Source organism: Microcoleus sp. PH2017_12_PCY_D_A (assembly GCF_020738565.1).
Classification (GTDB): domain Bacteria; phylum Cyanobacteriota; class Cyanobacteriia; order Cyanobacteriales; family Microcoleaceae; genus Microcoleus.
This window is the reverse complement of record NZ_JAEQCI010000080.1, coordinates 1-24,547: the sequence shown is the minus strand read 5'-3', so window position 1 is coordinate 24,547 and position 24,547 is coordinate 1. Positions and strand designations below refer to the sequence as shown.

The following is a 24,547-nucleotide window of genomic DNA, read 5'->3' as shown; positions in this document are numbered from 1 at the left end:
GTAGACGCGGTTTCTAACCGCCCGGTTTCTAACCGCCCGGTTTCTAACCGCCCGGTTTTCTTAACCGGTGCGCGATGCTTTAACCCGCGCACCATCCGGGTTTCGTCTGTGTAGACGCGGTTTCTAACCGCCCGGTTTCTAACCGCCCGGTTTCTAACCGCCCGGTTTTCTTAACCGATGGGCGATGCACACCCTACAAATTCAATCGGTGCGCGGTGCACACCCTACGAGCATATATGCTAATCTTAAATCCAATCTAAATTCTAAAATCCAAAATCTAAAATCAAAATATGCCATCTTTAGTAACAGAAGATTGGGGATATAAATTTAGTGGCGATCGCACAATTAGTAAATTTATTCGCGATATAGAAGGAGAAGCGGCTTTAGCGAAATATTGCGATTGGGAATGCAGAGATCGGGCGGAAGTTTTGATTTCGGAAATAGCCGGTAAATCTCCCAGTCTTTTCTACGTGCGGCGCCAAAAGGTAAATGAGAGATTTTCTGAGGAAGAAATCTGGGAATTGCTGGTTGCTACGGATCGAGATGATTTTAAATTACCGGAATTGTTGCAAAAAGCCGATCGCACTTTACGCTTGTTAGCAACTGTACGGATAGAAGACGGAATCGGCGGCTTAAAACTGCTGGATGCTGGTTTGGTGGCGCTTCCTAGAGGTAGAAAAGATGGCTATGCTTTGCCGGTGCAGTTGCGACTTTTGCCGAAAAGTAGATCGCCAATTCCCGCAAAGTCGATCGCCCGCGTTCAACAAATGCCATTTTGGGACGAGAGACACATACCGACAACCGAACAATTAAAAGTTTGGCACACTTTCTTAAATGTCGAAAAACGTATCGCCGAAGCGCGTCAATTTTGCGTACCTTTCCGCGCCCACAACTACGCTTGGGGCTTCAAAATCGTTACTTTTGAAATCGATCGCAATTCGGCAACTCTTGACGGCTACGAGGAGAATCCGTTACAAGTCGGCGACTTTCGCGAAAGGCTGAAACAAGCCAGAAATGAAGACATTATTTTGTTTGATTCGCCGCCCGGAAGCAGAAGCAGTCGCGATGGCGAGACTTTGGGTAGCATCGCCGAAATTGACTTTGAACATGGTAAGTTACGGATCGAGTTGGATGTTGATTTGGGATCTCGCATGGCGGGCGGCAGATATCAACTTCCCAAACAAGGATTTTTGTATTTCGAGGCGGCGGGCGATATCAGTCAGATCGATCGCAAGAAAAAAGCTTTAAAGATGCTGGCGGATGGTCGCGCTCAAAATCCCTATTTAAGCGAGTTTTTATTTGATTCTTCCGAGGCGAGAATTCCCGACAAGCTGGTAAAATTGGATCGGGAAAATTTATTAAATCGCAATGCTAACGACGACCAACTCGCCGCTGTGGAAATGGTGCTGTCGGCGCGGGATTTAATTTTAATTCAAGGGCCTCCGGGAACCGGAAAAACGACGGTGATTGCGGAAATTTGCTATCAAATTGCGCGTCAGGGCGGCAAAACTCTGATTGCTTCCCAGGCAAATTTAGCGGTTGATAATGCTTTGAGTCGGTTGGTTCACAATCCGGCGATTCGGGCTTTGCGAAAGGGAAAAGCCCATAAGGTGCAGGAAGAGGGGCAGCCGTTTTTAGAGGAAAATGCGATCGGCACTTGGCTGCAAAATACGGCGGCTGATTGCGAACAAAAGCTATCGCAGCGCCATATTAATGTCAAATCTTTGCAGCGGTTGCTGGCAGATTTCGACAGATTTAATGCCTACTCTGCCGCCGAGAGAGCTTTTTTTAAGGAACTAAAACACCTGCACGACAGCAAGGCAGATATTCAGGAAAAGTTGACCGCGCAATTAGCAGCATATCAATTAAGTTTAAGTGCTAAAAGCGAGCTAGAATTTTTATGTGATGGGCTGGCAAATTTACTGGCTGCGCCGGAGATTAACTGGGAATCTTCGGAAGTTGCCGAGTTTATGCCGAAACTAAAACCTTATTTTGAAGGGAATGTTTTAGTCGAAAACTTTATGGCAAATGTGCGGATTTGCGTTAACCATACTATTCAAATTGGATTCGATCGCCCGATGTGCGGCGCGTTTGGGATTGCGGTTTGGTTGCGCGAAACTGTAGCACCGCAATTATCTGATTTTAAGACGGCGTGCGATCGCGCCCAGGATGTTTGTCGCGCTATGTCAGGAGTTGCGGAGTCGCTGCGGGTGTCGCGGCAGTTGTCCGATGCGGTGCATCAACTCGAGTTGGGAGACAAGCAAAATCAGACGCACCGCCACAATCTCGAACAGAAAATCAGTAATTTGGAACTGCGAAAAGCGGAAATTGCCGCCGTTGTTGTCGCCGTTGCAGAGTGGATTGAGACGGCTGATACCCGACTTTATACTGTTGTGCAATCTTGCTGGGAAACGGGGGCGATGCTGACGGATGATATGGTAGAATTGCCCGCAGGATTGTTGAAAATTGCCCGATCGCTCAAATTGCCGATCGTCCCGCCGAAATGCAAAGTCAGTTTGCCCGATTTGGAACGGTTGCAAAAGGCGATCGCCCATGAAGCCAGCGCGGGTTTTAAGGACATTCAAGGGCAGCAGTTCCGGTTTAGCGAGTTTTTGCACCTAAATTTGATTCAAATGCCGATCGTGCTCTCTGCGGGCGATCGGGCGCAATGGCAACAACTAGCCAAAGACTTCGCCAGCTACACCCAAGTCAGTCAAAGCCAGCGCAAATTTATCCTTGAAAAAGCTGACACTTTCTTAGCTAACATCCAACAATTTTACAGTCAATCATTGCAGCCCAATCAAATTCAAGAAACCTTCGATCGCCTTGTTAAAGAATTGCTGCACACCATTCTCGGAAACGCCCGCCAGTGCATAGTTCCCCTCAAAACCGAAACCGAACAACAACTAATTAAACAGCAACAGTTATTAGATAAAATCGGTCAAACCGTCAGTCAACAACAAATATCTGCCGCCCAAGTTCAAGTTGAAACAGCGCAGCAAGAGGCGAACTTAAAAATTAGCGAAGTTACGAATTTATTGCAAGCAATTGTCGAACAGCCAAAGGTTCCAGAAAAATTGCGGATTCTCGCCCAACAATACCTAGCACAAAAATCAAATATTTGGGAACAACCGCAGCAGTTTGTCAAGCAAGTTGACTCTTTGAAAACCAGTGTAATTCAGCTTGAAAGATCCATTGCTGACTTAGATCCCTTCGGCATTTTGGAAGTTATCAAAAACACTCTTGACGAGCAATTATCCCCGCTGCAAATTGCCGCTACAACCGCGCAGCAGCAACTCGAACAACTTCAAACGGAATTGAGCGAAATTACGGCTAAACTGCAACAGCAACAACCCACAGCAGCGTTAATTATTGAAAGAAGTTGGTGGGAATCAGCATGGCAAAATATCCCGGCAAAATACCAGCCAGAAGTCCCCAGTACGGGATTGTTCAGCGTAGATTTTTTAAGTAAGATCAAGCGTTTGTTCAAACATTGGCAGCGGGAATTAGAACGAGAAGAAACAGCCCTCAAGCGTTCTCACAACTTTGTCACAGATTGGATTGAAAAACTCCGCAATCCCTCAGAAAAAGACCGTCAAGATTTAAAGCAAATTTATATTGACAACGCGAACGTTATCGGCATTACCTGCGTGCAAGCAGCGAGTTTCGATTTTAGCAAAAACTTTCCCAGCTTTGATGCAGTCATCATTGACGAAGTTAGTAAATGCACTCCGCCCGAGTTATTAATTCCCGCTTTGAAGGGCCGAAAATTAGTATTAGTGGGCGATCACAGGCAATTGCCCCCGATGTTTAATCAAAGTACGATCGATGATATTGCCGAAGACATCGGTTGTACCGGAGATGAACTTAGCTTTATCAAAGAATCGCTGTTTAAAATATTGTTTGAAAAGGCTAGCGACGGCATCAAAAAAATGCTGACAACTCAATACCGAATGCACCCGCAAATTATGGGCGCAATCAATCAGTTTTACCAGCAAAAGCTCAACTGCGGAATTCTGGAAGCAGACACGAGACGCGCGCACCATCTCGCAGGTGAGATAGTTAAAGAAAACAATCACCTCCTGTGGGTAAAAACGCCTGTGGGACAAGGGTTTGAGGAGGAAAAGCAGGGTACTTCGCGGTTGAATGTGAGGGAGATAGATGCGATCGAGCTTTTGTGCGAACAAATGGAAACAGCTTGGCGGCCTAAAATGGTAGAGGGGGAACCGCCGAAGGAAATCGGAATTATCACTTTTTACGGCGCTCAGTTGAACGCAATTAAAAATAGAATAGAAGCAGAAAGATTTCCTTCTTTGAGCATCCGCACTGGTACGGTTGACATTTTTCAAGGCATGGAAAGACCTGTGATTATTGTGAGTACAGTGTGCAATAATATTAGAGGCGATATTGGTTTTGCTAAGGAACCGGAACGGGTGAATGTGGCTTTTTCCCGCGCTCAAGAATTGCTAATAGTTGTCGGATGTCACGATTTATTTACCCAACAAACAGGTACTGTGGGAAAAATGTATCAGGAAGTTTCAAAAACGGTGCGTCGCTGCGGAGGTTTTGTAGATGTTGCTAGCATCCTCAGCTAAACAAATTGACGCGAATTTAAGTTCGCTAGCCGCACAAATTGAGCAACAAAACCCTGATTTGTCGGTGTTGGCGGCGCGTCAATTCCGCTTTGCTATCCGCCAAACTCCCCTGGAGGTGACGATTAGCGAACCTCGCGAGTTTAATGTGTTGGAAGAGTTTATTTTGCGGGCTGGTGTGGAGTTTGAACCTGCGCCGACTTTGCAGGAGTTGGCGGATTTGCTGGGGTTGGATGAGGTTTTTGTGAAGACTGCGGCGGCGAGTTTGGTTAATTTGGAGATTTTGAAGGTTGCGGAAAATGGTAAAATTGCGATCGCCCCGCAAGGCCAAGATTTTTTTGAGAAAGGTGCAGTTAGTCGATCGCACGTTCAATCAATCTACGCCATTTCCGATCCTTTAAACCAAACTCTCACCTTCAAGTTCGATGCTGTAGGCGCAGAATCAATCAACTTACCAGATTTAGCAGAGTTCGTATCGCTAGATCATAAAATTAGCGACCTTGCGGATTTAAGCATAGCAGAAATCCAGCCGCCGATCCAAGCTTCCGGCTTAGGGATTCACGTCCCAGAAAACGGCAAAATCGTGTCAAAGTGCGATGTCATCGGCGACGATTTGGATATTTGGCAAATTGTATCAGTTTTTGTGTTGCAGGATGCGATCGAAAATAAAACTACCATCCAAGCCCGACAGGGAAAGCAAATATTAGAAACAGCATCAAACTTGTTAAACGAGGTTGAATCTCAGCAGAAATTGTTGAAGGAATTGTGCAAATCAACCGCAGAAGATGTTATTTTGGAACAACCCGAAATAATCCCTACTCCAAAAACTCGGAAATCGGCAGCCAAGAAAAAACGCAAGGAACCGATAGAATGAGGACTAAAGTCCTCACTACAAACTCGTTTGTAGGGTGCGCACTGCGCACCTTACCCCTGCCAATAGCGGAGCAAACGATCTTTCTAAACGAGGTCGAATATCAGCAGAAATTGTTGAAGGAATTGTGCAAATCAACCGAAGAAGATGTTATTTTGGAACAACCCGAAGTAATCGCTACTCCAAAAACTCGGAAATCGGCAGCCAAGAAAAAACGCAAGGAAACGATAGAATGAGGACTAAAGTCCTCACTACAAACTCGTTTGTAGGGTGCGCACTGCGCACCTTACCCCTGCCAATAGCGGAGCAAACGATTTTTCTAAACGAGGTCGAATCTCAGCAGAAATTATTGAATGAATTGTGCAAATCAACCGAAGAAGATGTTATTTTGGAACAACCCGAAATAATCGCTACTCCAAAAACTCGGAAATCGGCAGCCAAGTTTGTAGGGTGCGCAGTGCGCACCTTACCCCTGCCAATAGTTTGTAGGGTGCGCAGTGCGCACCTTACCCCTGCCAATAGCGGAGCAAACGATCTTTTGCGTAAGTCCTGTATAAAATTAGTATTTTACCGATTGACAAGATACCGCGAATTTGGTATAATTAATACTTGTTTGAAACTCCAATAAAAATTTGTCTGTCTCCGCCAAAGATACCTTCCACGAATCTGTAAAACGGGCCCTTCAAAAAGAACAGTGGGTGATTACTGCCGATCCACTAAAGTTTAAGTTTGGTAATATTAACTTTCCGGTCGATTTGGGAGCAGAAAAGTTAGTTGCAGCGGAGCGAGGTGGGGAGAAAATTGCAGTCGAAATCAAAAGCTTTCTCAATTCCTCTGCGATTACAGACTTTTATGCTGCATTGGGGCAATTTCTCAGTTATCGGCTAGGGCTGGAGTCTGTTGAACCTAATCGCAAATTATACTTAGCAGTACCAATTGACGTGTATAAAACATTTTTTCAGTCGGAATTTACTCAAGCTGCGGTACAACAGTATCAGGTATTGCTAATCGTATACGAGCCAACAAATGAGGTAATTGTGCAATGGACAAACTAGCTCAATATCGTCAATACGTTCAGACATTAATCACCCGTTATGCTGAAGATGATGTTTCTGATGATGAAGTCGAAGTGCAACTTATCTGCGACACAGAACGAGATCATTATCAGTGGATGAATGTCGGCTGGGAACACCTTAACCGAATTTATCGAAGCATCATTCACATTGACATCAAAGATGGAAAAATCTGGCTTCAGCAAAATTTAACCGACCAAAATCCTGCGGAGGAATTAGTTGAGATGGGAGTGCCAAGAGAGGATATTGTTTTGGGATTGCAACCCCCATACAAACGGCCGTATACTGATTATGGTGTAGCGTAATATAGGTTCGTAGTGAGGACTTTAGTCCTTATAATCTGAGGACTAAAGTCCTCACTACAAACACCTAGATGATCGGTTATTGAACGGACACAATATTACTGAGTTTTAACGCATTTCAGCATCCGCAAAGTAGCAGCCGCCGCGTAATTGCGCTTTGCAGAATCATCGGGAGCAAAACGAGTTCCAACTTCGTTAACAGCGGAAGCAACAGCACAATAACCCGACATTTGATTAATAATCGCAGCAGCCCAATGATTCTGAGTATCAGAAAAAGTTTTAGGCGGCTCTTTAGCAACTAAATCTGGCTGCTTTCCCCGCGCCGACAAACCAAATTCTGAGGCTCTTCGCAGCACCGCCATCAATTCTGCACGAGTCACCGGCTGCGTAGGTTTAAAAGTTCCATCTTTATAACCGCTAACTATCTTGTTGTCCCGCGCAAATAGAACTTTTCCCGCACTCCAGCGGGAAATATCAACATCGCTGTAGGGACGAGTAGAAATATTGCTAGGAAATGTAATGTTAGCACCTTGAATTCCTTTCAAGGATTCCAATACTAAAGATACCAATTGTTCTCGCGTAACGGCAAGTTGTGGCCGAAAGGTATTATCTTGAGCAAATCCGGCTACAAATCCCAGCGCCACAGCTTCTTTTATTTCGGAAGCGTAGATATCGGTTGCAATGTCTCCGAATGTATTTCCGCCAGTATTTCCGCCAGTGTTTCCGCCAGTGTTTCCGCCAGTATTTCCTCCGGTATTTCCGCCAGTATTTCCTCCGGTATTTCCAGTTTCTCCCGGTGCGGATTCCTTGCTAGTGAAATAAAAATGACCTAATACTTTGCCTTGATAAGCTCTTTTTGTCAAGCGCCAAGCAGGATCGAGAGTAATTTTCATAAAGCCGTTAGTATCGCCGTTTGTGCGGCCGATAATTATCGGTTTAACGTTGGGATCGATGGAAGTTCCAATTAGTAAAACATTGCCGTCAATGCTTTGCACGCTTAGACTATATTTTAAGCCTAAATCGGTGCCTGCCATCCGAATAGAAAAGCCGTTGCTGTCGGTGGCGCGGCCGCAAATGCCGGTGAAATCAAAAGTAGCTAGTAACGGATTGACTACGACGGGATTAGAGCCGCTTTCGCTCCAGCATTTCCGCCTGTCTGTGACTTGTTCTACAATTAGTAATTGGTAGCCGGTCAAACCGCCCGGTTGGGCGATCGCAATTACTCGGTCTTGGTTAATTTCGGTTTCGTCAAAAGTATATGCTTTTGCCGGAGCGATCGCCCCGAGTGTTAAGATTGCTGAACTTGCGAGTGCGGCTGCTGCTCGTACCAGTGAATGTTTCATAGTTTTTCCTTCTTTACCCCTTTTTTGGCGAGACATCTCTAGAATATGAAAAGGTCGCGCTTCTCAGACAACAAGATAGAATTTTACCATCTCTTGTTCCGGCGATCTCAAGCGCGATCGGACAAATATTATAAAATTTAATAAGGTGCAGTTAAGTCCGATCCCCCCTAGCCCCCCTTCTTAAGGGGGGGACAAGAACCCGATCGAAAGTCCCCCTTCGATCGGGGGATGCGAGGGGGATATCCAAACGGTGCAATTAAGTCTGATCCCCCCTTAGCTTGCCCCCTACTCCCCCGATCGAAGGGGGGACAAGAACTCGCTCAAAGTCCCCCTTCGATCGGGGGATGCGAGGGGGATCTCTGATAAAAAATGGTGCGTTACACTCTTGTTAACGCACCCTAAAACAAACATTCAAAAAGAGTCTTTTCCCTCTAGCGGAACATACTGCTAACGGAACTATCTTCGTGAATCCGCCAAATAGTTTCGCCCAGCAAATTCGCTACCGAAAGCACCGTCAACTGCTTGAATCGGTTCTCTTCAGGTACGGGAATTGTATTTGTAACAATTACCTCTTCCAAGACTCCGCTAGACAAACGCTCGATCGCCGGAGGTGAAAAAACCGCATGAGTAGCACAAGCATATACCTGTCTGGCACCTTCGCGGCGCAACAATCTCGCGCCTTCGGTAATCGTCCCCGCAGTATCGATCATATCGTCCACCAACACGGCTGTTTTGCCTCTGACATCCCCGATGACGTTCATGACTTCGGCGACGTTGTGAGCTTGACGGCGCTTGTCAATAATGGCTAGGGGAGCATCGCCCAGCTTTTTGGCAAAAGATCTGGCCCTGGCGACTCCGCCCACATCCGGCGAAACCACAACAATATCCGTCAACTGCTTGCTCGCCAGATAATCCAACAGCACCGGCGAACCGTAAACGTGATCGAAAGGAATGTCAAAATAACCTTGAATCTGAGCAGAGTGCAAATCCATCCCTAAAATGCGATCGGCGCCAGCTTCAGTAATCAAATTGGCTACCAACTTTGCAGTAATCGACTCTCTTCCGGCTGTTTTGCGGTCTGCTCTAGCATAGCCGTAGTAGGGAATCACGGCTGTAACTTGTCTGGCCGAAGCGCGGCGACAAGCATCGATCATAATTAACAATTCCATGAGGCGATCGTTCACCGGACAGCAAGTAGGCTGAATTAAGTAAACATCGCAACCCCGAATCGATTCTTGAATTTGAACGTAGAGTTCCCCATCAGCGAACCGCTTGCGAACCATCGGCCCCAAATCGATCCCCAGATAGCGAGCCACCTCTTGGGCGAGGGGAACATTAGCAGAACCGGAGAACAGCCGCAGACGGTCGTGAGCGGAAACCGGCGGCTCGGGAAACGGAAGCGGTAAAGTAGCAGAACGGATCACAGCAGGCCTCTTGCAAGACGTTTATTTAACCGCTATCTTACCATCGGAAATTAGAAATGTTCAGCCAATATTTGGAGAGATTTAACTTTCGGCGCTGCTGTAAGTGTTAACTTAGGCGAACTGAATAGGACTTGCAGAAATATGTCCGAGAAACAGGGTTTATGGCGGGCTGTGCACAGACAGAAGTACGATCGCACTTCTGTCTCTGCGTCTCAAAATTCTGCCGACAGTCTATTTTGCGCCGAGACTCGAAGTGCAGCAGCCCAAAATTCGATCGCAGGCCGGAGTCCGGCTTCAAGGTGATAAAAATGCCATTTACAGGCAATAAACTTGCAAAATACTGTAAAAAAAGTTAAGAATCGGAAGCATACTCCTGATTTTTGATATAGCAAAGCAAGGTAGAAATCGATGAGCTTAAGAGAACGGATTGACGCAGAAATCAAAGCAGCCATGAAGTCCAAGGACAAAGTTCGCTTGGAAACTGTTCGCGGCATCAAGAAAGTTATTCTCGAAAAAGAAGTCAGCCTCCGTCCTTCCGGACAAGAGACGCTGACAGAAGCTCAAGAATTGGAAATTTTGATGCAGATAGCGAAACAGCGCCGGGATTCGATCGACCAATACCGCAAAGGTGGCCGCGAGGACTTAGTGGCACAAGAGGAGGCGGAGTTGGCAATTCTGGAAGAGTATTTGCCGGCGCAGATGTCTGATGAAGAGGTGAGTCAAGTGGTTGAGGAAGTGATTGCCTCGGTGGGCGCTACTTCTGCCAAAGATATGGGCAAGGTGATGGGCAAGGCTATGCAGCAGCTTAAAGGCAAAGCAGACGGTAACAGAATTCAGGAGATGGTGAAAGCAAAGCTTAACAGTTGACAGTTGACAGTTGACAGTTGACAGTTGGTAGAAGTCATTAGTCATTAGTCATTAGTCAGCAGTCATCAGAGTCAGCATTTGGCAGAGTCAGGAAGGATTTAGCAGCAAATCTCCTGGGGTTTCTCTTTGCGGGTGGGGTTTAGGGGTCGATCGCAAAGCAACCGCAGGGGGTTTGTCCCTGCATTGAGTTAGAGGTTGTTTCTGGTTGACGGGAAAAAACCCGATTGCTCAAAGTTGCTCAAAAAAATGTAAAATGCTAACTTTCATCGGGACTGGGAACTACAGACAGTGGAGTAAGCTCTTGGGGATTAAGACCTAGGATTCTAAGTCTGCGAGCGATCGCCTATTTTTTAACAACAATTTCTACTTAAACTGATGCAGCCACCTATTGCTATTGGAACTCTCCTACAAAACCGCTACCGCTTGGTGAATATTTTAGGTCAAGGGGGATTTGGCCGGACTTATTTAGTAGAAGATGAGGGGCGGTTTAAAGAACGCTGCGCCCTGAAAGAGTTGATTCCAATGCAAAGCGGGCCTTACGTTTTGGAAAAATCGAAGGAATTGTTTCAAAGAGAGGCGGCTATACTTTACCAAATTGCCCACCCGCAAATTCCCCAGTTTAGGGCAATATTTGAAGAGAATCAACGTTTGTTTTTAGTGCAGGATTACGTGGAAGGGATGACTTACCGCGAACTGTTGCTCGAACGAACGAACGCAGGCCGCCCCTTCAGCGAAGCCGAAGTCTTGGTATTTATCCGGCAAATGCTGCCGGTACTGGCTCACATCCACGCCAGGGGCATCATCCACCGCGACATCTCGCCTGAAAATATCATCCGCCGAGAAATGGACAATTTGCCGGTACTGATTGACTTTGGAGTGGTGAAAGAACTCGCTACCAAAGTTCAGTCTCCCGAAGGAACAGCCCATGCGACAACTGTGGGTAAAATTGGCTACGCGCCGATGGAACAGTTGCAAAGCGGGCGCGCTACGGCGAGCAGCGACCTGTATGCTTTAGCTGTAACGGCGATCGTCCTGCTGACGGGCTTTGAACCGCAGGAATTGCTGGATCAAACAACGCTACATTGGAATTGGCAGCAGCGAGTGCAGGTAAGCCCGGGTTTGGCTGCGGTGCTGAATCGGATGTTAAATCGCTCTCCGGGCGATCGATATCAATCTGTCAGCGAAGTCGCTCAAGCACTCGACGCCCAAATTAATCCTCAGCCTCAATCTAACGCGCCAACTGCACCACCAGCATCAGCAGTAGTGCCGTCAAATGCTTCGCTAATAGCAACCGTAGCCGTGGGCAGGCCGCCAGAACCCGAGCCGATGGTGCCCCCAAGTGCCGGCCCGCAAAACCAGCCAGATCCGCTAATTGAGCCTGCTGGTGGCTCTTTGTGGGACAATCCCGCCGCTGCGATCGGGCTGCTAACAGGCTTAGTCATCTTGACAGGCTTCGGTTCCTGGGCCTTAGTAGGCTCATTTCTCAACAGCAAACCGAAGCCCACAGCCACTCCAACACCCGCAGAATTAACAACTCCGACGCCGAGACTAACTCCGCTTCCAAACCCTGAACCTTTGCCAACTCCAACCCCGGAACCTTCGCCCAGCCCAACTCCAGAACCTTCGCCCAGCCCAACCCCAGAACCAACGCCTGAAATCACACCAGAACCAACGCCTGAAATAACCCCAGAACCAACGCCGGAAATCACACCAGCGCTACCACCAGAACCAACGCCAGCGCCAGAACCGACGCCAACACCAGAACCGACACCCGCGCCAACTCCCGCGCCGAAACCGACACCCGCGCCGAAACCGACACCCGCACCGACACCCGCGCCGAAACCGACGCCCGCACCGCCGACACCCGCACCCAAACCGACGCCCGCACCGACACCCGCACCTACTCCTGCGCCCGCACCAACTCCTGCGCCGTCACCGGAACCCGCACCGACTCCCGCACCGACTCCTGCGCCCGCACCGACTCCTGCGCCGTCACCGGAACCCGCGCCGACTCCCGCGCCGTCACCGGAACCTGCGCCAACTCCGGCACCCTCGCCTTCACCCTAGTTCTGGCAAAATTCCTCTAGACTTAAGTTGAAGCCAATTACTTACTAGCTATTTGCCAATGAACTCGCTGCTGATTGCTGGAACTGATACTGACGCGGGCAAAACTGTTTTGACCAGTGCTCTGGCTGCTTATTGGCAAATGTATTTTCCCGATCGCAGTTTGGGAATTATGAAGCTGTTGCAAACCGGCACGGGCGATCGAGAACTCTACACCCGTTTATTTGGCCTCGACCAATCCCCCGAAGAACTCAATCCGCTGCACTTTAGCGCGCCTCTAGCACCACCGATTTCTGCCGAACGCGAGGGGAGAGCGATCGAACTAGAAAAGGTCTGGACGGCGCTGCAAAGCCTCACTGAGCGCAAGAAGTTTGTGCTGGTCGAGGCTTTGGGAGGGCTGGGCTCGCCGGTAACGCGGGAACTGACGGTGGCCGATATTGCCCGAGATTGGCGGCTGAGGGGTGTTTTGGTGGTACCTGTGAGGCTGGGGGCGATCGGGCAAGCTGTAGCAAACGTTGCCCTCGCCAGACACGCGGGTTTTCAGCTTAGAGGCATTGTCCTCAATTGCCCTCAAGCTTGTTCCGAACAAGAAATTGCCGATTTTGCGCCGATCGATTTAATCCAGTCACTCACTCAAATACCCGTGTTGGGTACTTTGCCGCATTTAGACGATCCAAATGACTTGACAAAATTAGCGGCATCAGCTTCAGAATTAGATTTAGAACGATTATTGCCGGGAGTTAATTTAATTTCTAAAACTTCTACATAGGTTCGTAGTGCGGACTTCAGTCCGCATTCTGGGAGCGGACTGAAGTCCGCACTACAAACGAATATTATCGCGGCCGCTCGACCGCGATAATATATAAAACCTAATTTTAAAAAAGGAGAAAAAAACATGGTTTCAACTGTACCGAATTTAACTGATGTCGATTTATCTCAATTGCGGCTGGAGATTAGAAATTTGCAGCCTCAGCTAGTCGAATGGCGCCGCCGCTTGCACCAAAAACCGGAGTTGAGTTTTGATGAGAATTTAACGGCGCAGTTTGTCTCGCAAAAGTTGCAGGAATGGGGAATTGAGCATCAAACTAATATTGCTAAAACCGGTGTTGTCGCAACTATCGACAGCGGCAAACCGGGGCGGGTTTTGGCAATTCGGGCTGATATGGATGCTTTGCCGATTCAAGAGGAAAATGAGGTGGATTATCGATCGCAGCATGATGGTATTATGCACGCTTGCGGTCACGACGGTCATACTGCGATCGCCCTCGGTACTGCTTGCTATCTCGCCAAGCACAAACACAGCTTTTCGGGTAAGGTAAAATTCATCTTTCAGCCCGCCGAAGAAGGCCCGGGCGGCGCTAAACCGATGATTGAAGCGGGAGTTTTGCAGAATCCTGATGTTGATGCGATCGTCGGCTTGCATTTGTGGAACAATCTACCTTTAGGCACTGTAGGCGTCCGCAGCGGCGCGCTGATGGCGGCTGTAGAAGTTTTTGACTGCACGGTTTTTGGCAAGGGCGGGCACGGTGGAATGCCGCACCAGACTGTAGATGCGATCGTCGTTACAGCCCAAATTGTCAGCGCCCTACAGGCAATTGTCGCACGGAACGTTAACCCGATCGACTCAGCGGTAGTCACAGTGGGCAAATTCCACGCAGGGCATACCCACAACGTCATCGCCGACACCGCCCAAATCGGCGGCACAGTGCGCTATTTCAATCCCACATATCGAGGTTATTTCTCTAAGCGCATCGAACAAGTAATTGCCGGAATTTGTGAGAGTCACGGCGCAAATTACCAACTCGATTATTGCGCGCTTTACCCGCCAGTTATCAATGATTCCAGTATGGCTGACTTAGTACGCAGCATAGCAGAATCGGTTGTAGAAACTCCTGCGGGAATAGTGCCGGAATGTCAAACAATGGGCGGCGAGGATATGTCATTCTTTTTGCAAGAAGTCCCCGGTTGCTATTTCTTTTTGGGTGCGGCAAATCCCGAAAAAAACTTGGCTTACCCGCACCACCACCCGCGTTTTGATTTTGATGAAACTGCGCTGGGGATGGGTGTAGAAATGTTTGTGAGGTGCGTAGAAAAGTTTTGCGGTTAGGTTCGTAGTAAGGACTTCAGTCCTTTCTTTGATGCGGACTGAAGTCCTCACTACGAACCGGGTTATCTTGTTAGAGGTTCGTAGTGAGGACTTCAGTCCTCTCTTTGATGAGGACTGAAGTCCTCACTACGAACCGGGTTATCTTGTTAGAGGTTCGTAGTGAGGACTTCAGTCCTCTCTTTGATGCGGACTGAAGTCCTCACTACAAACCGGGTTATCTCGTTTGAAATATATTCTGCACCATTTTCTTATCCACACTCGCCGCCGCCTTATCCAATTCTGCAACCTCGCCCGAGTCCAAATCCCAGCCCAAAGCACCAATATTATCCATCGCCTGCGCCGCCGATTTAGCCCCCGGAATCGGAATAGTTTCTTTGGAGATACACCAGTTGATTGCTACCTGCGAAACAGTCTTATTTCTGAATGCCGCTATTTCTCGCAAACACTCCAAAAGCGATCGCATTCCCGGCAATAATTGCTTGCACGCTAAACCTCGAATACCTTTAGGCAAAGCGCCATTTTCCGAATATTTCCCAGTCAGCAAACCCAAGGCTAAAGGACTGTAAGCAATCAATTTTATCCCCAATTCATCGCAAACATCTTTCAATCCCAGTTCAGTTACCGGATAGGTAGAAAGTAGCGAATATTGCACTTGTAAAGTCACAATAGGAACTTGGCGCGAACTAAATCTTTGATGCACCCATTTCAAGCGTTTCGGCCCGTAATTAGATAAACCCACTCCCTTGACCAATCCTTGCTCGTAAAGGTCTACCAAACCATCTAAAAGAGCCCCCTCTTGCCAAGGAGCGTAATTAGCTGTAGACCAGTGCATTTGCACCAAATCTACATTCTTTCCGAGGCGGGAGGCCGAAGCTTTTCCAGCGGATATCATGGATTGTCGCGTCAGTCTCCAAGGATAAGCAGCCAGTTTTGTTGCAATACAAATATTGTCTCGATTTGCACCTTGATATTGTTGGGAAAACTGCCCCAAAAGCTGCTCGCTGCGCCCGTTTAATTTCCCGGTTCCGTAGGAATCACCTGTATCGAATAAAGTGACACCATTGTTAACGCAAAGATTGAACGCTGCTTGCAATTCGTCGTCCATACTTTCATCGTAACTCCAGAGTAATCTGTTACCCCAAGCCCAAGTGCCACAGCCCATTTTTGGTATAAAGATTTTTTGGTGGGTTTGCATTTTTATTAATGATTAATGATTGATATCACGGTAAGGTGCGCAGTGCGCACCCTACTTTTTACTTCTTTGATGTGGTTGGTGCCGGGGAAGGTGGACTGTTTTTAGTAGGTTGCTTTGGCTTATTTTTGGGGTCTGGTTTGGGTGGGGGCGGCGGAGGGAAAGTTGCCGCACGTCTCGGTATTTGTAGCGCTGTGCGGAATGCAGAAGATGGAAAGAAGGCGCTAAATTGAGAAAGTCGATCGCCCATTGGTTCGGGTGCATCTTCCCACAAGCTTTCGTAGTAGAAGAAAGCAGCGCCTAAGCCGTATTCTTGGACTGCTTGTACCTGGGATTTAATTTGCCCTATGGCTACTGGCCGATTTCTTAAACCTGTCATAATCCCAACTCCCGTGGGAATTTTTTGCTGTGCTTCTCGCATTTCTGGACGATTAATCTTGTCCACAAATGATTCTAGATTGGGACGGTACACTTGCACGATCAGTTCGTCGGCAATATCCAAACGCACCCAAGCCAGCCAATCTTGCAGGTGATGTTTGTAGGCAAATTCGTAGTAGTTGGGAGAAATTGAGAAAATTGCATTGGGTTTGGCTGCTTTGACGGCTTGATTTAGTTGGGACATAAAAGCGGTGATTTTATTGGCTCGCCACTGCACCCATGCTGGATCTTGAAAATCTTTTGGAGGAGCTTTTTTCGTTTCTTTGGTATACAAAGCCACTGTGTATTCGTCATAGCCAAATTCCGAGGGCAAACTCATGTGATCGTCGAATTGGATGCCGTCGGCGTTGTATTGTGTGGTGATTTCTAGTACGAGTTCGGTAATAAATTTCTGCACTTCGGGATGAAATGGATTCAGCCAAACTACTTCGCCGCCCGCACCGTTTGATGTTTGAGTTCCGTCTTGTTTTTGGGTCAGCCAATCGGGATTGTTTAATGCTAATTCTGAGGTGGGAGGTGTCATGAAACCAAACTCGAACCAAGGAATTACTAGCAGCCCTTGGCGGTGGGCTTGGGCGACTAAATCTGCGATCGTATCTTGTCCGTCTAACCCTCTATAAACAAAGGGTTGAATGTCTCTTTGCTGGGCGACTGGGCTGGGATACATTGCATAGCCAGAGTTCCAGACTACGGGATAAATTGTGTTAAAGTTTAATCGCTTTAATTGGCTGACAGCCTCGGCTACTTTGCGCCTATCTCTGAGGATGTCTTTGTCGTTTGTCGTCATCCAAACTCCGCGAATTTCTTGGCGGGGTTGCTGGGCGATCGCGCCGATCGCATTATTGACCAACAATACTATAATGAATGAGAGGGCAAACAGCAGCGGGAACAAACGTTTAATCGATCGCTGCCAACTGCGAGGAATGATCCGTAATGTCATAATTGTGAATGGTGAGTTAGCTATCAAACACACCCCGGCATAATTTGGCGATAAAATTTGCTCGCTCTACAGTCTACAGCCATTTGTGCTGAATGTGCAGATCGTGCCGCTGTAAATCTGCGATGTACGGGGGTAAGTGAAAGCATTTTGTCAAAGGGCTGGGCAATCTTAATTACACACCGCCAGCTATCCTGACCGGACAGTCCTGTCTGCCCAAGTGCGAGTGGTGTACAATATTGGGGAAAAGAATATTTCGATCGAACATCTGTAATTCTGTAATTGTGAAAGTGTGAAAGATTTAGTCTTAATTGGCGGCGGTCACAGTCATGCTATTGTATTGAAAATGTTTGGTCTTAAACCGCTGCCCTCCGTGCGGTTGACTCTGATTAGCGATGTGCTGTACGCGCCTTATTCGGGGATGTTGCCGGGACACGTTGCCGGGTTTTACGATTATGATGAATGTCATATCGATTTGCGATCGCTCGCGGAATTTGCCGGATGTCAAGTATTGGTCGATCGGGCGATCGCGATCGACTTTAACAAAAATTTAGTAATTTGTCAAACACGGCCTCCTGTTAGCTTTGACGTGCTGTCTGTGGATATCGGCAGCACTCCCGCAACTATATCAGTTCCAGGTGCGGCAGAATACGCAATTCCCGCTAAACCCGTACCGGAGTTTTTAGCTAGCTGGAATCAGTTAATCTCTGCAACGCAAAACTATCCAGAAAAACCTGTACGAATTGCGATTGTTGGTGGCGGCGCGGGCGGCGTAGAATTAGCATTGAATATGCAATCTCGTCTTGCGAAGGAAGAAGGGTTCGGCAGCGAGCAATGTACGGGATTTAACGGATGGATTTTGAATGAGGCAGGAAAGTTTAAGCGGGAAGAAGGATTAGAAATTCACTTGTTTCATAGCGGGGCAGAATTGATGCCAGGACATAACAAACGGGTTCGTCACCGCCTGAAAGAAATTCTGATTAATCGCGGCGTTAAACTACATTTAATGGAAAAAGTCAGTGCTATAAAAACGATTGAGATAGCATCCGATGCCCAATGCCCGATGCCCAATTCCCCATGCCCGATGCCCAATTCCCCATGCCCGATGCCCAATTCCCCATGCCCGATTCCCAATTCTCAATGCCCCATGCCCCATGCCCCATGCCCCATGCCCCATGCCCAAATATACTGTGAATCTAATTTGAAGATTGAGTGCGATCGCATTTTTTGGGTGACACAAGCTTCCGCCGCCCACTGGATCGGAGAATCGGGTTTAGCAACTGACTCAAACGGATTTATGCAAGTCAACGACTGCCTGCAATCAGTCTCTCACCCCAACGTATTTGGGGCTGGAGACATCGCGGCGATGGTTAATTATCCCCGTCCCAAAGCAGGCGTGTTTGCCGTGCGTCAGGGCCAACCGCTGTTTGAAAATTTGCAGCAGTTTTTATGGCAAAAACCGCTGAAACCCTTTGTACCCCAGGAGAAATATTTAGGCTTAATCGGTACTGGGAATAAAAGGGCGATCGCCTCTCGCGGATCGTGGATGTGGGAATCAGCGCTACTGTGGTACTGGAAAGATTTGATCGATCGCCAATTCATGCAAAAATTCAATAATCTACCCAAAAAACAGCAATAGTAAATAGAAATACATTCAAATATAATCTTCTCTTTTATTCTCTTACTCTGCGTACTCTGCGCTCTCTGCGGCTAATAAAAAAAGTTCATTTAGTTGACAGTTGACCCCTTGACAGTTGACAGGTAAACACAACTACCGTCAGAGGATCCAGGGATTTCGTGGTTTGACTGCTCTTCTATCCAATCAGTACACCACGAAAGCGAGCATTTTGTCAAGATACCTGCTACAGATAAATGTCAAATATACATGGTATTTTCGATATTATGGCAACAGGTGCTTTGGGAGTGCGATCGACTGAAGGAGGAACCCTTGGCACCCAGGAGACAAACCCCCCGTGCTGGCGCGCGATCGACATTTTTAAGTTTATTGGCACTTTCGCGGAACATTACAGCTCAAACAAAATCAAAACTACTATAGATTAGAATTGGGAATCGGGAATTGGGAATTGGGAATCGGGAATCGGGAATTGGGAATTGGGAATTGCTTCCCATGACAACGGACAAGGGACAAGGGACAAGGGACAACAGACTAATGACTAATGACTAATGACTACTGACTAATGACTAATGACTAATGACTAATGACTAATGACTAATGACTAATGACTAATGACTAATGACTAATGACTAATGACTACTGACTAATGACTAACGACTAATGACCTATTTTCGCTCTGCTTTAATTTTGACATTAGGTTTTTGGCTGCTACCGATAGCAGTGCGATCGCAATCTGTCGTTCCAGCGAATGACGGCACTAATACTGTTGTCAATCAGGAGCAAAATCGCTTAAACATTAGCGGCGGACAACTGTCGGGAAACGGCGCCAATCTCTTTCACAGCTTCAGCCAATTTAATCTCAGCGAAGGTCAAATCGCAAATTTTATAACTAATCCAAATATTCAAAATATTTTAGGGCGGATTTCCGGCAGCAATATTTCCGTCATTAACGGTCTGATTTCTGTCAGCGGCGGCAACTCGAATTTATTCCTGATGAATCCGGCGGGAATTGTCTTCGGTCAAAATGCAAGATTAAACGTGCCTGGTTCTTTTTTCGCTACAACTGCTACAGGTATCGGTTTCGGCGATAGCTGGTTTAATTCGGCAGGAATTAATGATTATAAAGCTTTAGTGGGAAATCCCAATCAATTTAATTTTAATAACTCACAAGCCGGTGCAATTGTCAATGCTGGAAATTTGGCAGTTGGCAACGGTCAAAATTTAACTTTGCTCGGCGGAACTGTGATTAGTAGCGGGCAATTATCCGCTCCTGCTGGTCAAATTACTGTGGCTGCTGTTCCAGGACAAAATGCTGTTCGCATCAGTCAAACGGGTAACTTATTAAGTTTAGAAATTACTCCATCTTTGCAATCAGAAAAATCTGCGATCGCCCCGGTGGCTGCTTTGCCTGAGTTGCTGACGGGCCCAGGAGTAGCTTCAGCGACAGGTTTAACGACAAACGCACAAGGTGAATTGGTGCTGACGGGCGGCCAAACAGTGGCGGTAACTGCCGGAAGTGCGATCGCCTCCGGTACTGTAAATGTATTTGCCCCTGCTGGCCAGACTGGCGGTACGGTAAATATTTTAGGCGAAAAAGTCGGACTGTTCGGCGCAAATATCAATGCTTCGGGCACTGATGGCGGAGGTGTGGTGCGCGTCGGAGGCGGTTTCCAGGGACTCGAACCAGTGCCCAACGCCCAGGTAACTTATGTTAGTCCGGATTCTACGATCGCAGCAAACGCGATCGACCGCGGCAACGGTGGCACAGCGGTAATTTGGTCAGACAATACCACTGGCTTCTTCGGCAATATTACTGCTCGCGGCGGCACTGCCCCAGGTAACGGCGGGAGAGTCGAAGTTTCCGGCAAAAATGCTCTAACTTTCCAAGGAGAGGTCGATACCCGCGCGCCTAACGGGGCGATCGGCAATTTGTTGCTCGATCCGGCCAATATTGCCATCATCAGCGGTAACGCCCTTCCCAGCGCGCGATCGACCGGCGGGGAACTGCAAGCGACAACAGAAACCAATGAAACATCGATCTCAGAGATGCAGTTGGAACAGATGGCCGCCGGCAGCAACGTAGTTTTAGACACTCCGGGCTACATCACCGTCCAAGACTTGCCCGACAACCAACTTTCACTGCCAGCTAGAAGAGGAGACAGCGTAACATTTAGAGCGGGTGGAGTGTTTTTTGTCAATGACCCCAAGGATTTAATCGAAACTCAAGGCGGCAACATCAACATTTTCGCCAGCAGCATCTCTCTGGGGCGGCTGAATGCGAACGGTGGCAACATTGCTCTCACTGCTAACGGCATTGACTTCAGGGGCGGCACCAATTCCGTTAGCAGTGCGGCGGGAACAATTAGGTTGCAACCTAACGACGGCAGGCAAATTCGGATTGGCGGCACCGGAGATAATTTAGGGATTTTGGACTTAACGGCAACCGATATCGCTGCTTTGGCAGGGGATTTTGGCTCGATCGCGATCGGGCGTCCCAACAGCAGCCCGATCGCGATCGTCACACCCATTACCTTCAACAGTTCGCTGACACTTCAAGGCAACTCAATCGCGATCGACAATCCCCTCAGAACCACTGGTAGCGCTAGTTTGACTCTCGATGCGTCCCAAGGTGCGATCGGCGCCAACATTTCGACATCCGGCGCCGATCTCACTTTGACAGGCAACTTCTCCCTAAATGCTGATGTAGCTTTGAGCACTCAAGCTAGGGGCAGCATTCTGTTCTCCGGCAGCCTAGACGGATCTCGCGCCCTGAGACTTGACGCTCAGCGAGTGCTGTTCGGCGGTACAGTCGGTCAAGTTGCGCCCCTAGCTAGTTTGACTGTCAACGGCCGCAGTACCGAGCTATCCGGTGCGATCGCGACTGCGGGCAACATCACTTTCAACAGTGCCGTCACAGTCGATCGCACCGCCACCCTTGCCGCCAGTACCGGCAATATCACTTTTGCCAATACCCTCGACAGCACCCCCGGCGGAGCAAATAATTTGACCCTGCGGGCTGGCGGCAACATTACTTTTGGGGGCTCCGTCGGTCAAACTCAGAGCTTGGGCCAGCTCTCGGCTGATGCTGCTAGCATCGCGGCGACTTCGAGAATTACCGCGCGCAATTTGACCGTGAACGCCCGAGATCCCGCTACCCTCGGAGGGGACAACGGGGCGGGTAAACCTGCCGGTATCAACGCAGGAAACCTACTCTTAGAGGGTAATTTAAGGACGGATGGCGGCAGCGTCAACCTGCAAGCAACTCGCGAGGTGAGGACTGCCAATATTACCTCCAACGGCGGCAGCATTCGGGTTGAGGGAAATACTGTGGTTGCAGGCGCGATCGACTCTTCGTCAGCAGCGGGAACAGGCGGCGCGATCGCACTCAAAAGCAATGCCGGCTCTTTAACTGCCGGCTCTTTGAACGCTTCGGGAGCGATCGGTGGCAATATTGACCTCACCTCCCAAGCCGGAATTGCCGCTCTCGATCTCAACTCCCGCGGCACTCAGAGAAACGGTGGCACCGTCTCCCTCAGCGCGACTGGTAACATTCAGTTGGGTTTTATCGATGCTAGAGGCGGCAAACAAGACGGCACAGGTGGCAACGTTGATGTGACAACCCTCGGTTTGTTTCGATCGAACAATGTTTTCAACGACGATATATCTGGCAATCTTTCCAGCAGTATTTCTACCGCCGGAAGTGTCAGAGGCGGCGCGATCGCAATTCGGCACGGCGGCGATAACAATCGACCCTTTCTAGTTGGCGGCGCGATCGACAATGGAACCAAGGGAAGCATTAATTCTGGCGAGGGAAACATCATTTTTCCTAGCGCTGCTTTTGGGGAAACTTACACCCAAGGAAGTTTACCAAATCTGATTTCCCTAATCACACCAACACCCGCACCAACACCCGCACCAACTCCAACTCCAACACCCGCACCAACTCCAACACCCGCACCAACACCCGCACCAACTCCAACTCCAACTCCAGTGCCCGTAACTCCTGAGCTTGGGCGATCGCTTCCGGCATCTTTGCAAGTAGAATTGCGATCGCCAAATCGAGACAAGCATTCTCCAATTAGCCCGGATATTTTCGCTCCTTCTCGCAAATACGATGCGGCAGGTTCGGGAGTGTTAGCCTTTGAGAGAACCTTCACTCGCGAGTACGAAAAACATCTAAAACTACCCGCTAGAACGCCGATAACTAATATGTCGGTAATTTACGAAACTCTTCGCAAAAACGAACAAATTACCCGCGTCAAATCGGCAATTATTTATATGAATTGGGTCGGCGGAACTGACGGGGCAGCGAAAGAAAATGGTTCGGTGCTGGTGGCAACTCGGGATTTATCTAAGGTATTGCCCGCAATCAAAAACCTCACCTCCGCGTCTCCTAGCTCCTTAGAAAAAAAATTAGGAGAGAGCCTTCGACCTGCCAACAAAGAAATTTCCGATGTTCCTAACGGGGAGCAATTAGAATTAGTATTAGTCACAGCTAACGCTCAACCAATTCGCATTTTAATTCCAGCAACAACGCGCTGGCAGGTATTGCAACTAGCAGAATCCCTGCAAACCGAAATAACTAATCCCAGAAGAAGAAACAGCATCAGTTATTTGGATGCAGCCCAAAAGATTTATCGGTGGTTGATTGCGCCAATAGTGACAGAATTGGCAGCTTTAAAGATTGACAATTTAATTGTAATTCCGGCAGCAGGTTTGCGAAGCTTGCCCTTTGCAGCCCTTCACGATGGCAAACAATTTTTAGTAGAAAAATACAGCATTAGCGTGATCCCGAGTCTGAGTTTGACGGATACCCGCTACGAGAATATTGCTGACGATGAAGTTTTGGCGATGGGCGCGTCGGTATTTCAAGATAAAGCGCCATTACCGGCGGTACCGGTGGAGTTAGAGTCGATCGCGCCGCCGACGCGCGGAAAATCATTTTTAAATCAAGATTTTACCCTGAGAAATTTGCAAACTCAGCGGGCAAATCATCGGTTTGGCATCATTCACTTAGCCACTCACAGCGAATTCCAGCCCGGGCAACCGACTAATTCTTACATTCAATTGTGGGATACTAAGTTGCTCATCACTGAAATGCGGCAGTTGCGATGGAATTCTCCGCCGGTGAATCTCTTAGTTTTAAGCGCGTGCAGTACCGCTTTGGGCGACGAAGAGGCAGAGTTAGGGTTTGCGGGTTTAGCGGTAGCTAGTGGCGCGCGATCGGCTTTAGCGAGTTTGTGGGAAGTCAGCGACGAGGGAACTTTGGGGCTGATGACGGGGTTTTACCGGCAGTTGCGCGCCCCCCGGGAGGGCAATTTGACCATTAAAGCCGAGGCTTTGCGGCAGGCGCAATTGGAGATGCTGCGGGGGCGCGTGCGGATTCAAGACGGGCTGCTGCGAGTCGAAGGGCTTGCTTTGCCTCTAATTTTGCCTCCAGAAATTGCCGCGCGGGGCGATCGAATCCTTTCCCATCCCTATTATTGGGCCGCCTTCACCATGATTGGCAATCCCTGGTAATTAGTTTGTAGTGAGGACTAAAGTCCTTCTTTCTGAGGACTTTAGTCCTGACTGCGAACCTGCCTAAATGTCTTCTTCCTTAGGTATCAGTAGGGTGCGCAATGCGCACCAAACGGCTTAGGAATGGAAAAGACTGATACCAATTCAGTATGAAGCTCCACGACCTGGTTCGCCTAAAATC

General features: G+C 48.3%; 16 protein-coding genes. 12 read left to right on the top strand and 4 right to left on the bottom strand.

Annotation, left to right across the window (positions count from 1 at the left end; translation table 11 throughout):
* Window positions 1-290 precede the first annotated feature (290 nt).
* The 4 genes from JGK39_RS22250 (at window position 291) to JGK39_RS22235 (ending at window position 6,841) form a co-directional block, all read left to right on the top strand.
* Window positions 291-4,595 carry an AAA domain-containing protein gene (locus tag JGK39_RS22250; protein ID WP_293257788.1) on the top strand — a complete coding sequence of 1,435 codons (4,305 nt, stop codon included), beginning with the start codon at window positions 291-293 and terminating at the stop codon, window positions 4,593-4,595.
* Window positions 4,573-5,466, top strand: a complete 894-nt coding sequence (locus JGK39_RS22245) for a hypothetical protein (RefSeq protein ID WP_293257791.1) — start codon at window positions 4,573-4,575, stop codon at window positions 5,464-5,466. The genes JGK39_RS22250 and JGK39_RS22245 overlap by 23 nt, the downstream gene beginning before the upstream one ends.
* A 629-nt stretch (window positions 5,467-6,095) precedes the next feature.
* Window positions 6,096-6,518 carry a XisH family protein gene (locus JGK39_RS22240; RefSeq protein ID WP_293257794.1) on the top strand — a complete coding sequence of 141 codons (423 nt, stop codon included), beginning with the start codon at window positions 6,096-6,098 and terminating at the stop codon, window positions 6,516-6,518.
* Window positions 6,506-6,841, top strand: a complete 336-nt coding sequence (locus JGK39_RS22235) for a XisI protein (RefSeq protein WP_293257797.1) — start codon at window positions 6,506-6,508, stop codon at window positions 6,839-6,841. Before JGK39_RS22240 ends, JGK39_RS22235 begins: the two co-directional genes overlap by 13 nt.
* Window positions 6,842-6,936: 95 nt before the next feature.
* Here the strand turns inward: JGK39_RS22235 and JGK39_RS22230 are convergent, their stop codons facing one another.
* Both JGK39_RS22230 and JGK39_RS22225 read right to left on the bottom strand, forming a co-directional pair.
* A complete protein-coding gene (locus tag JGK39_RS22230; protein ID WP_293257800.1) occupies window positions 6,937-8,181 on the bottom strand; it encodes a DUF3747 domain-containing protein in 1,245 nt (414 codons plus the stop codon).
* Between the two features lie 431 nt (window positions 8,182-8,612).
* Complete coding sequence (locus tag JGK39_RS22225) at window positions 8,613-9,605, bottom strand: ribose-phosphate pyrophosphokinase (protein WP_293257803.1); 993 nt, start codon at window positions 9,603-9,605, stop codon at window positions 8,613-8,615.
* A gap of 141 nt (window positions 9,606-9,746) precedes the next feature.
* On the opposite strand from JGK39_RS22225, the gene JGK39_RS22220 reads away from it, so the two are divergent.
* The 5 genes from JGK39_RS22220 (at window position 9,747) to JGK39_RS22200 (ending at window position 14,643) form a co-directional block, all read left to right on the top strand.
* Window positions 9,747-9,908: a hypothetical protein gene (locus tag JGK39_RS22220; RefSeq protein WP_293257806.1), complete on the top strand. Its 162-nt coding sequence runs from the start codon at window positions 9,747-9,749 to the stop codon at window positions 9,906-9,908.
* A 105-nt stretch (window positions 9,909-10,013) separates the two neighbouring features.
* Window positions 10,014-10,472, top strand: coding sequence for a GatB/YqeY domain-containing protein (locus JGK39_RS22215; RefSeq protein WP_293257809.1), 459 nt, complete (start codon window positions 10,014-10,016; stop codon window positions 10,470-10,472).
* Between the two features lie 375 nt (window positions 10,473-10,847).
* On the top strand, window positions 10,848-12,539 hold the full coding sequence (locus JGK39_RS22210) for a serine/threonine-protein kinase (protein WP_293297411.1): 1,692 nt from the start codon (window positions 10,848-10,850) through the stop codon (window positions 12,537-12,539).
* Window positions 12,540-12,597: 58 nt separating this feature from the next.
* Complete coding sequence (gene bioD / locus JGK39_RS22205; RefSeq protein WP_293257816.1) at window positions 12,598-13,305, top strand: dethiobiotin synthase; 708 nt, start codon at window positions 12,598-12,600, stop codon at window positions 13,303-13,305.
* 126 nt (window positions 13,306-13,431) lie between these two features.
* Entirely contained in the window at window positions 13,432-14,643 is a 1,212-nt protein-coding gene (locus JGK39_RS22200; RefSeq protein WP_293257819.1) for a M20 family metallopeptidase, read from the top strand.
* Between the two features lie 214 nt (window positions 14,644-14,857).
* On the opposite strand, the gene JGK39_RS22195 is transcribed toward JGK39_RS22200, so the two are convergent.
* Window positions 14,858-15,838 (bottom strand): aldo/keto reductase, encoded by a 981-nt coding sequence (locus tag JGK39_RS22195; protein ID WP_293254460.1) that lies wholly within the window; start codon window positions 15,836-15,838, stop codon window positions 14,858-14,860.
* A 58-nt stretch (window positions 15,839-15,896) separates the two neighbouring features.
* Window positions 15,897-17,213, bottom strand: a complete 1,317-nt coding sequence (locus JGK39_RS22190) for a glycoside hydrolase family 10 protein (protein ID WP_293297414.1) — start codon at window positions 17,211-17,213, stop codon at window positions 15,897-15,899.
* A 289-nt stretch (window positions 17,214-17,502) separates the two neighbouring features.
* Here JGK39_RS22190 and JGK39_RS22185 point away from each other — a divergent pair, with 289 nt between their 5' ends.
* From JGK39_RS22185 to JGK39_RS22175, 3 genes are all read left to right on the top strand, one after another.
* Entirely contained in the window at window positions 17,503-18,849 is a 1,347-nt protein-coding gene (locus JGK39_RS22185; protein WP_293254465.1) for an FAD-dependent oxidoreductase, read from the top strand.
* Window positions 18,850-19,082: 233 nt separating this feature from the next.
* Window positions 19,083-19,271 (top strand): hypothetical protein, encoded by a 189-nt coding sequence (locus tag JGK39_RS22180; protein ID WP_293254468.1) that lies wholly within the window; start codon window positions 19,083-19,085, stop codon window positions 19,269-19,271.
* A gap of 235 nt (window positions 19,272-19,506) precedes the next feature.
* Window positions 19,507-24,366 carry a CHAT domain-containing protein gene (locus JGK39_RS22175; protein ID WP_293254471.1) on the top strand — a complete coding sequence of 1,620 codons (4,860 nt, stop codon included), beginning with the start codon at window positions 19,507-19,509 and terminating at the stop codon, window positions 24,364-24,366.
* The last annotated feature ends 181 nt before the right edge of the window (window positions 24,367-24,547 follow it).

Excerpts from the sequence above, each read along its gene's own strand:
- JGK39_RS22235 (WP_293257797.1), top strand. The coding sequence starts at position 6,506 with ATGGACAAACTAGCTCAATATCGTCAATACGTTCAGACATTAATCACC.
- JGK39_RS22250 (WP_293257788.1), top strand. The coding sequence starts at position 291 with ATGCCATCTTTAGTAACAGAAGATTGGGGATATAAATTTAGTGGCGAT.
- bioD (WP_293257816.1), top strand. The coding sequence starts at position 12,598 with ATGAACTCGCTGCTGATTGCTGGAACTGATACTGACGCGGGCAAAACT.
- JGK39_RS22245 (WP_293257791.1), top strand. The coding sequence starts at position 4,573 with ATGTTGCTAGCATCCTCAGCTAAACAAATTGACGCGAATTTAAGTTCG.
- JGK39_RS22195 (WP_293254460.1), bottom strand. The coding sequence starts at position 15,838 with ATGCAAACCCACCAAAAAATCTTTATACCAAAAATGGGCTGTGGCACT.
- JGK39_RS22230 (WP_293257800.1), bottom strand. The coding sequence starts at position 8,181 with ATGAAACATTCACTGGTACGAGCAGCAGCCGCACTCGCAAGTTCAGCA.
- JGK39_RS22200 (WP_293257819.1), top strand. The coding sequence starts at position 13,432 with ATGGTTTCAACTGTACCGAATTTAACTGATGTCGATTTATCTCAATTG.
- JGK39_RS22175 (WP_293254471.1), top strand. The coding sequence starts at position 19,507 with ATGACCTATTTTCGCTCTGCTTTAATTTTGACATTAGGTTTTTGGCTG.
- JGK39_RS22210 (WP_293297411.1), top strand. The coding sequence starts at position 10,848 with ATGCAGCCACCTATTGCTATTGGAACTCTCCTACAAAACCGCTACCGC.
- JGK39_RS22180 (WP_293254468.1), top strand. The coding sequence starts at position 19,083 with ATGTCAAATATACATGGTATTTTCGATATTATGGCAACAGGTGCTTTG.
- JGK39_RS22215 (WP_293257809.1), top strand. The coding sequence starts at position 10,014 with ATGAGCTTAAGAGAACGGATTGACGCAGAAATCAAAGCAGCCATGAAG.
- JGK39_RS22220 (WP_293257806.1), top strand. The coding sequence starts at position 9,747 with ATGTCCGAGAAACAGGGTTTATGGCGGGCTGTGCACAGACAGAAGTAC.
- JGK39_RS22190 (WP_293297414.1), bottom strand. The coding sequence starts at position 17,213 with ATGACATTACGGATCATTCCTCGCAGTTGGCAGCGATCGATTAAACGT.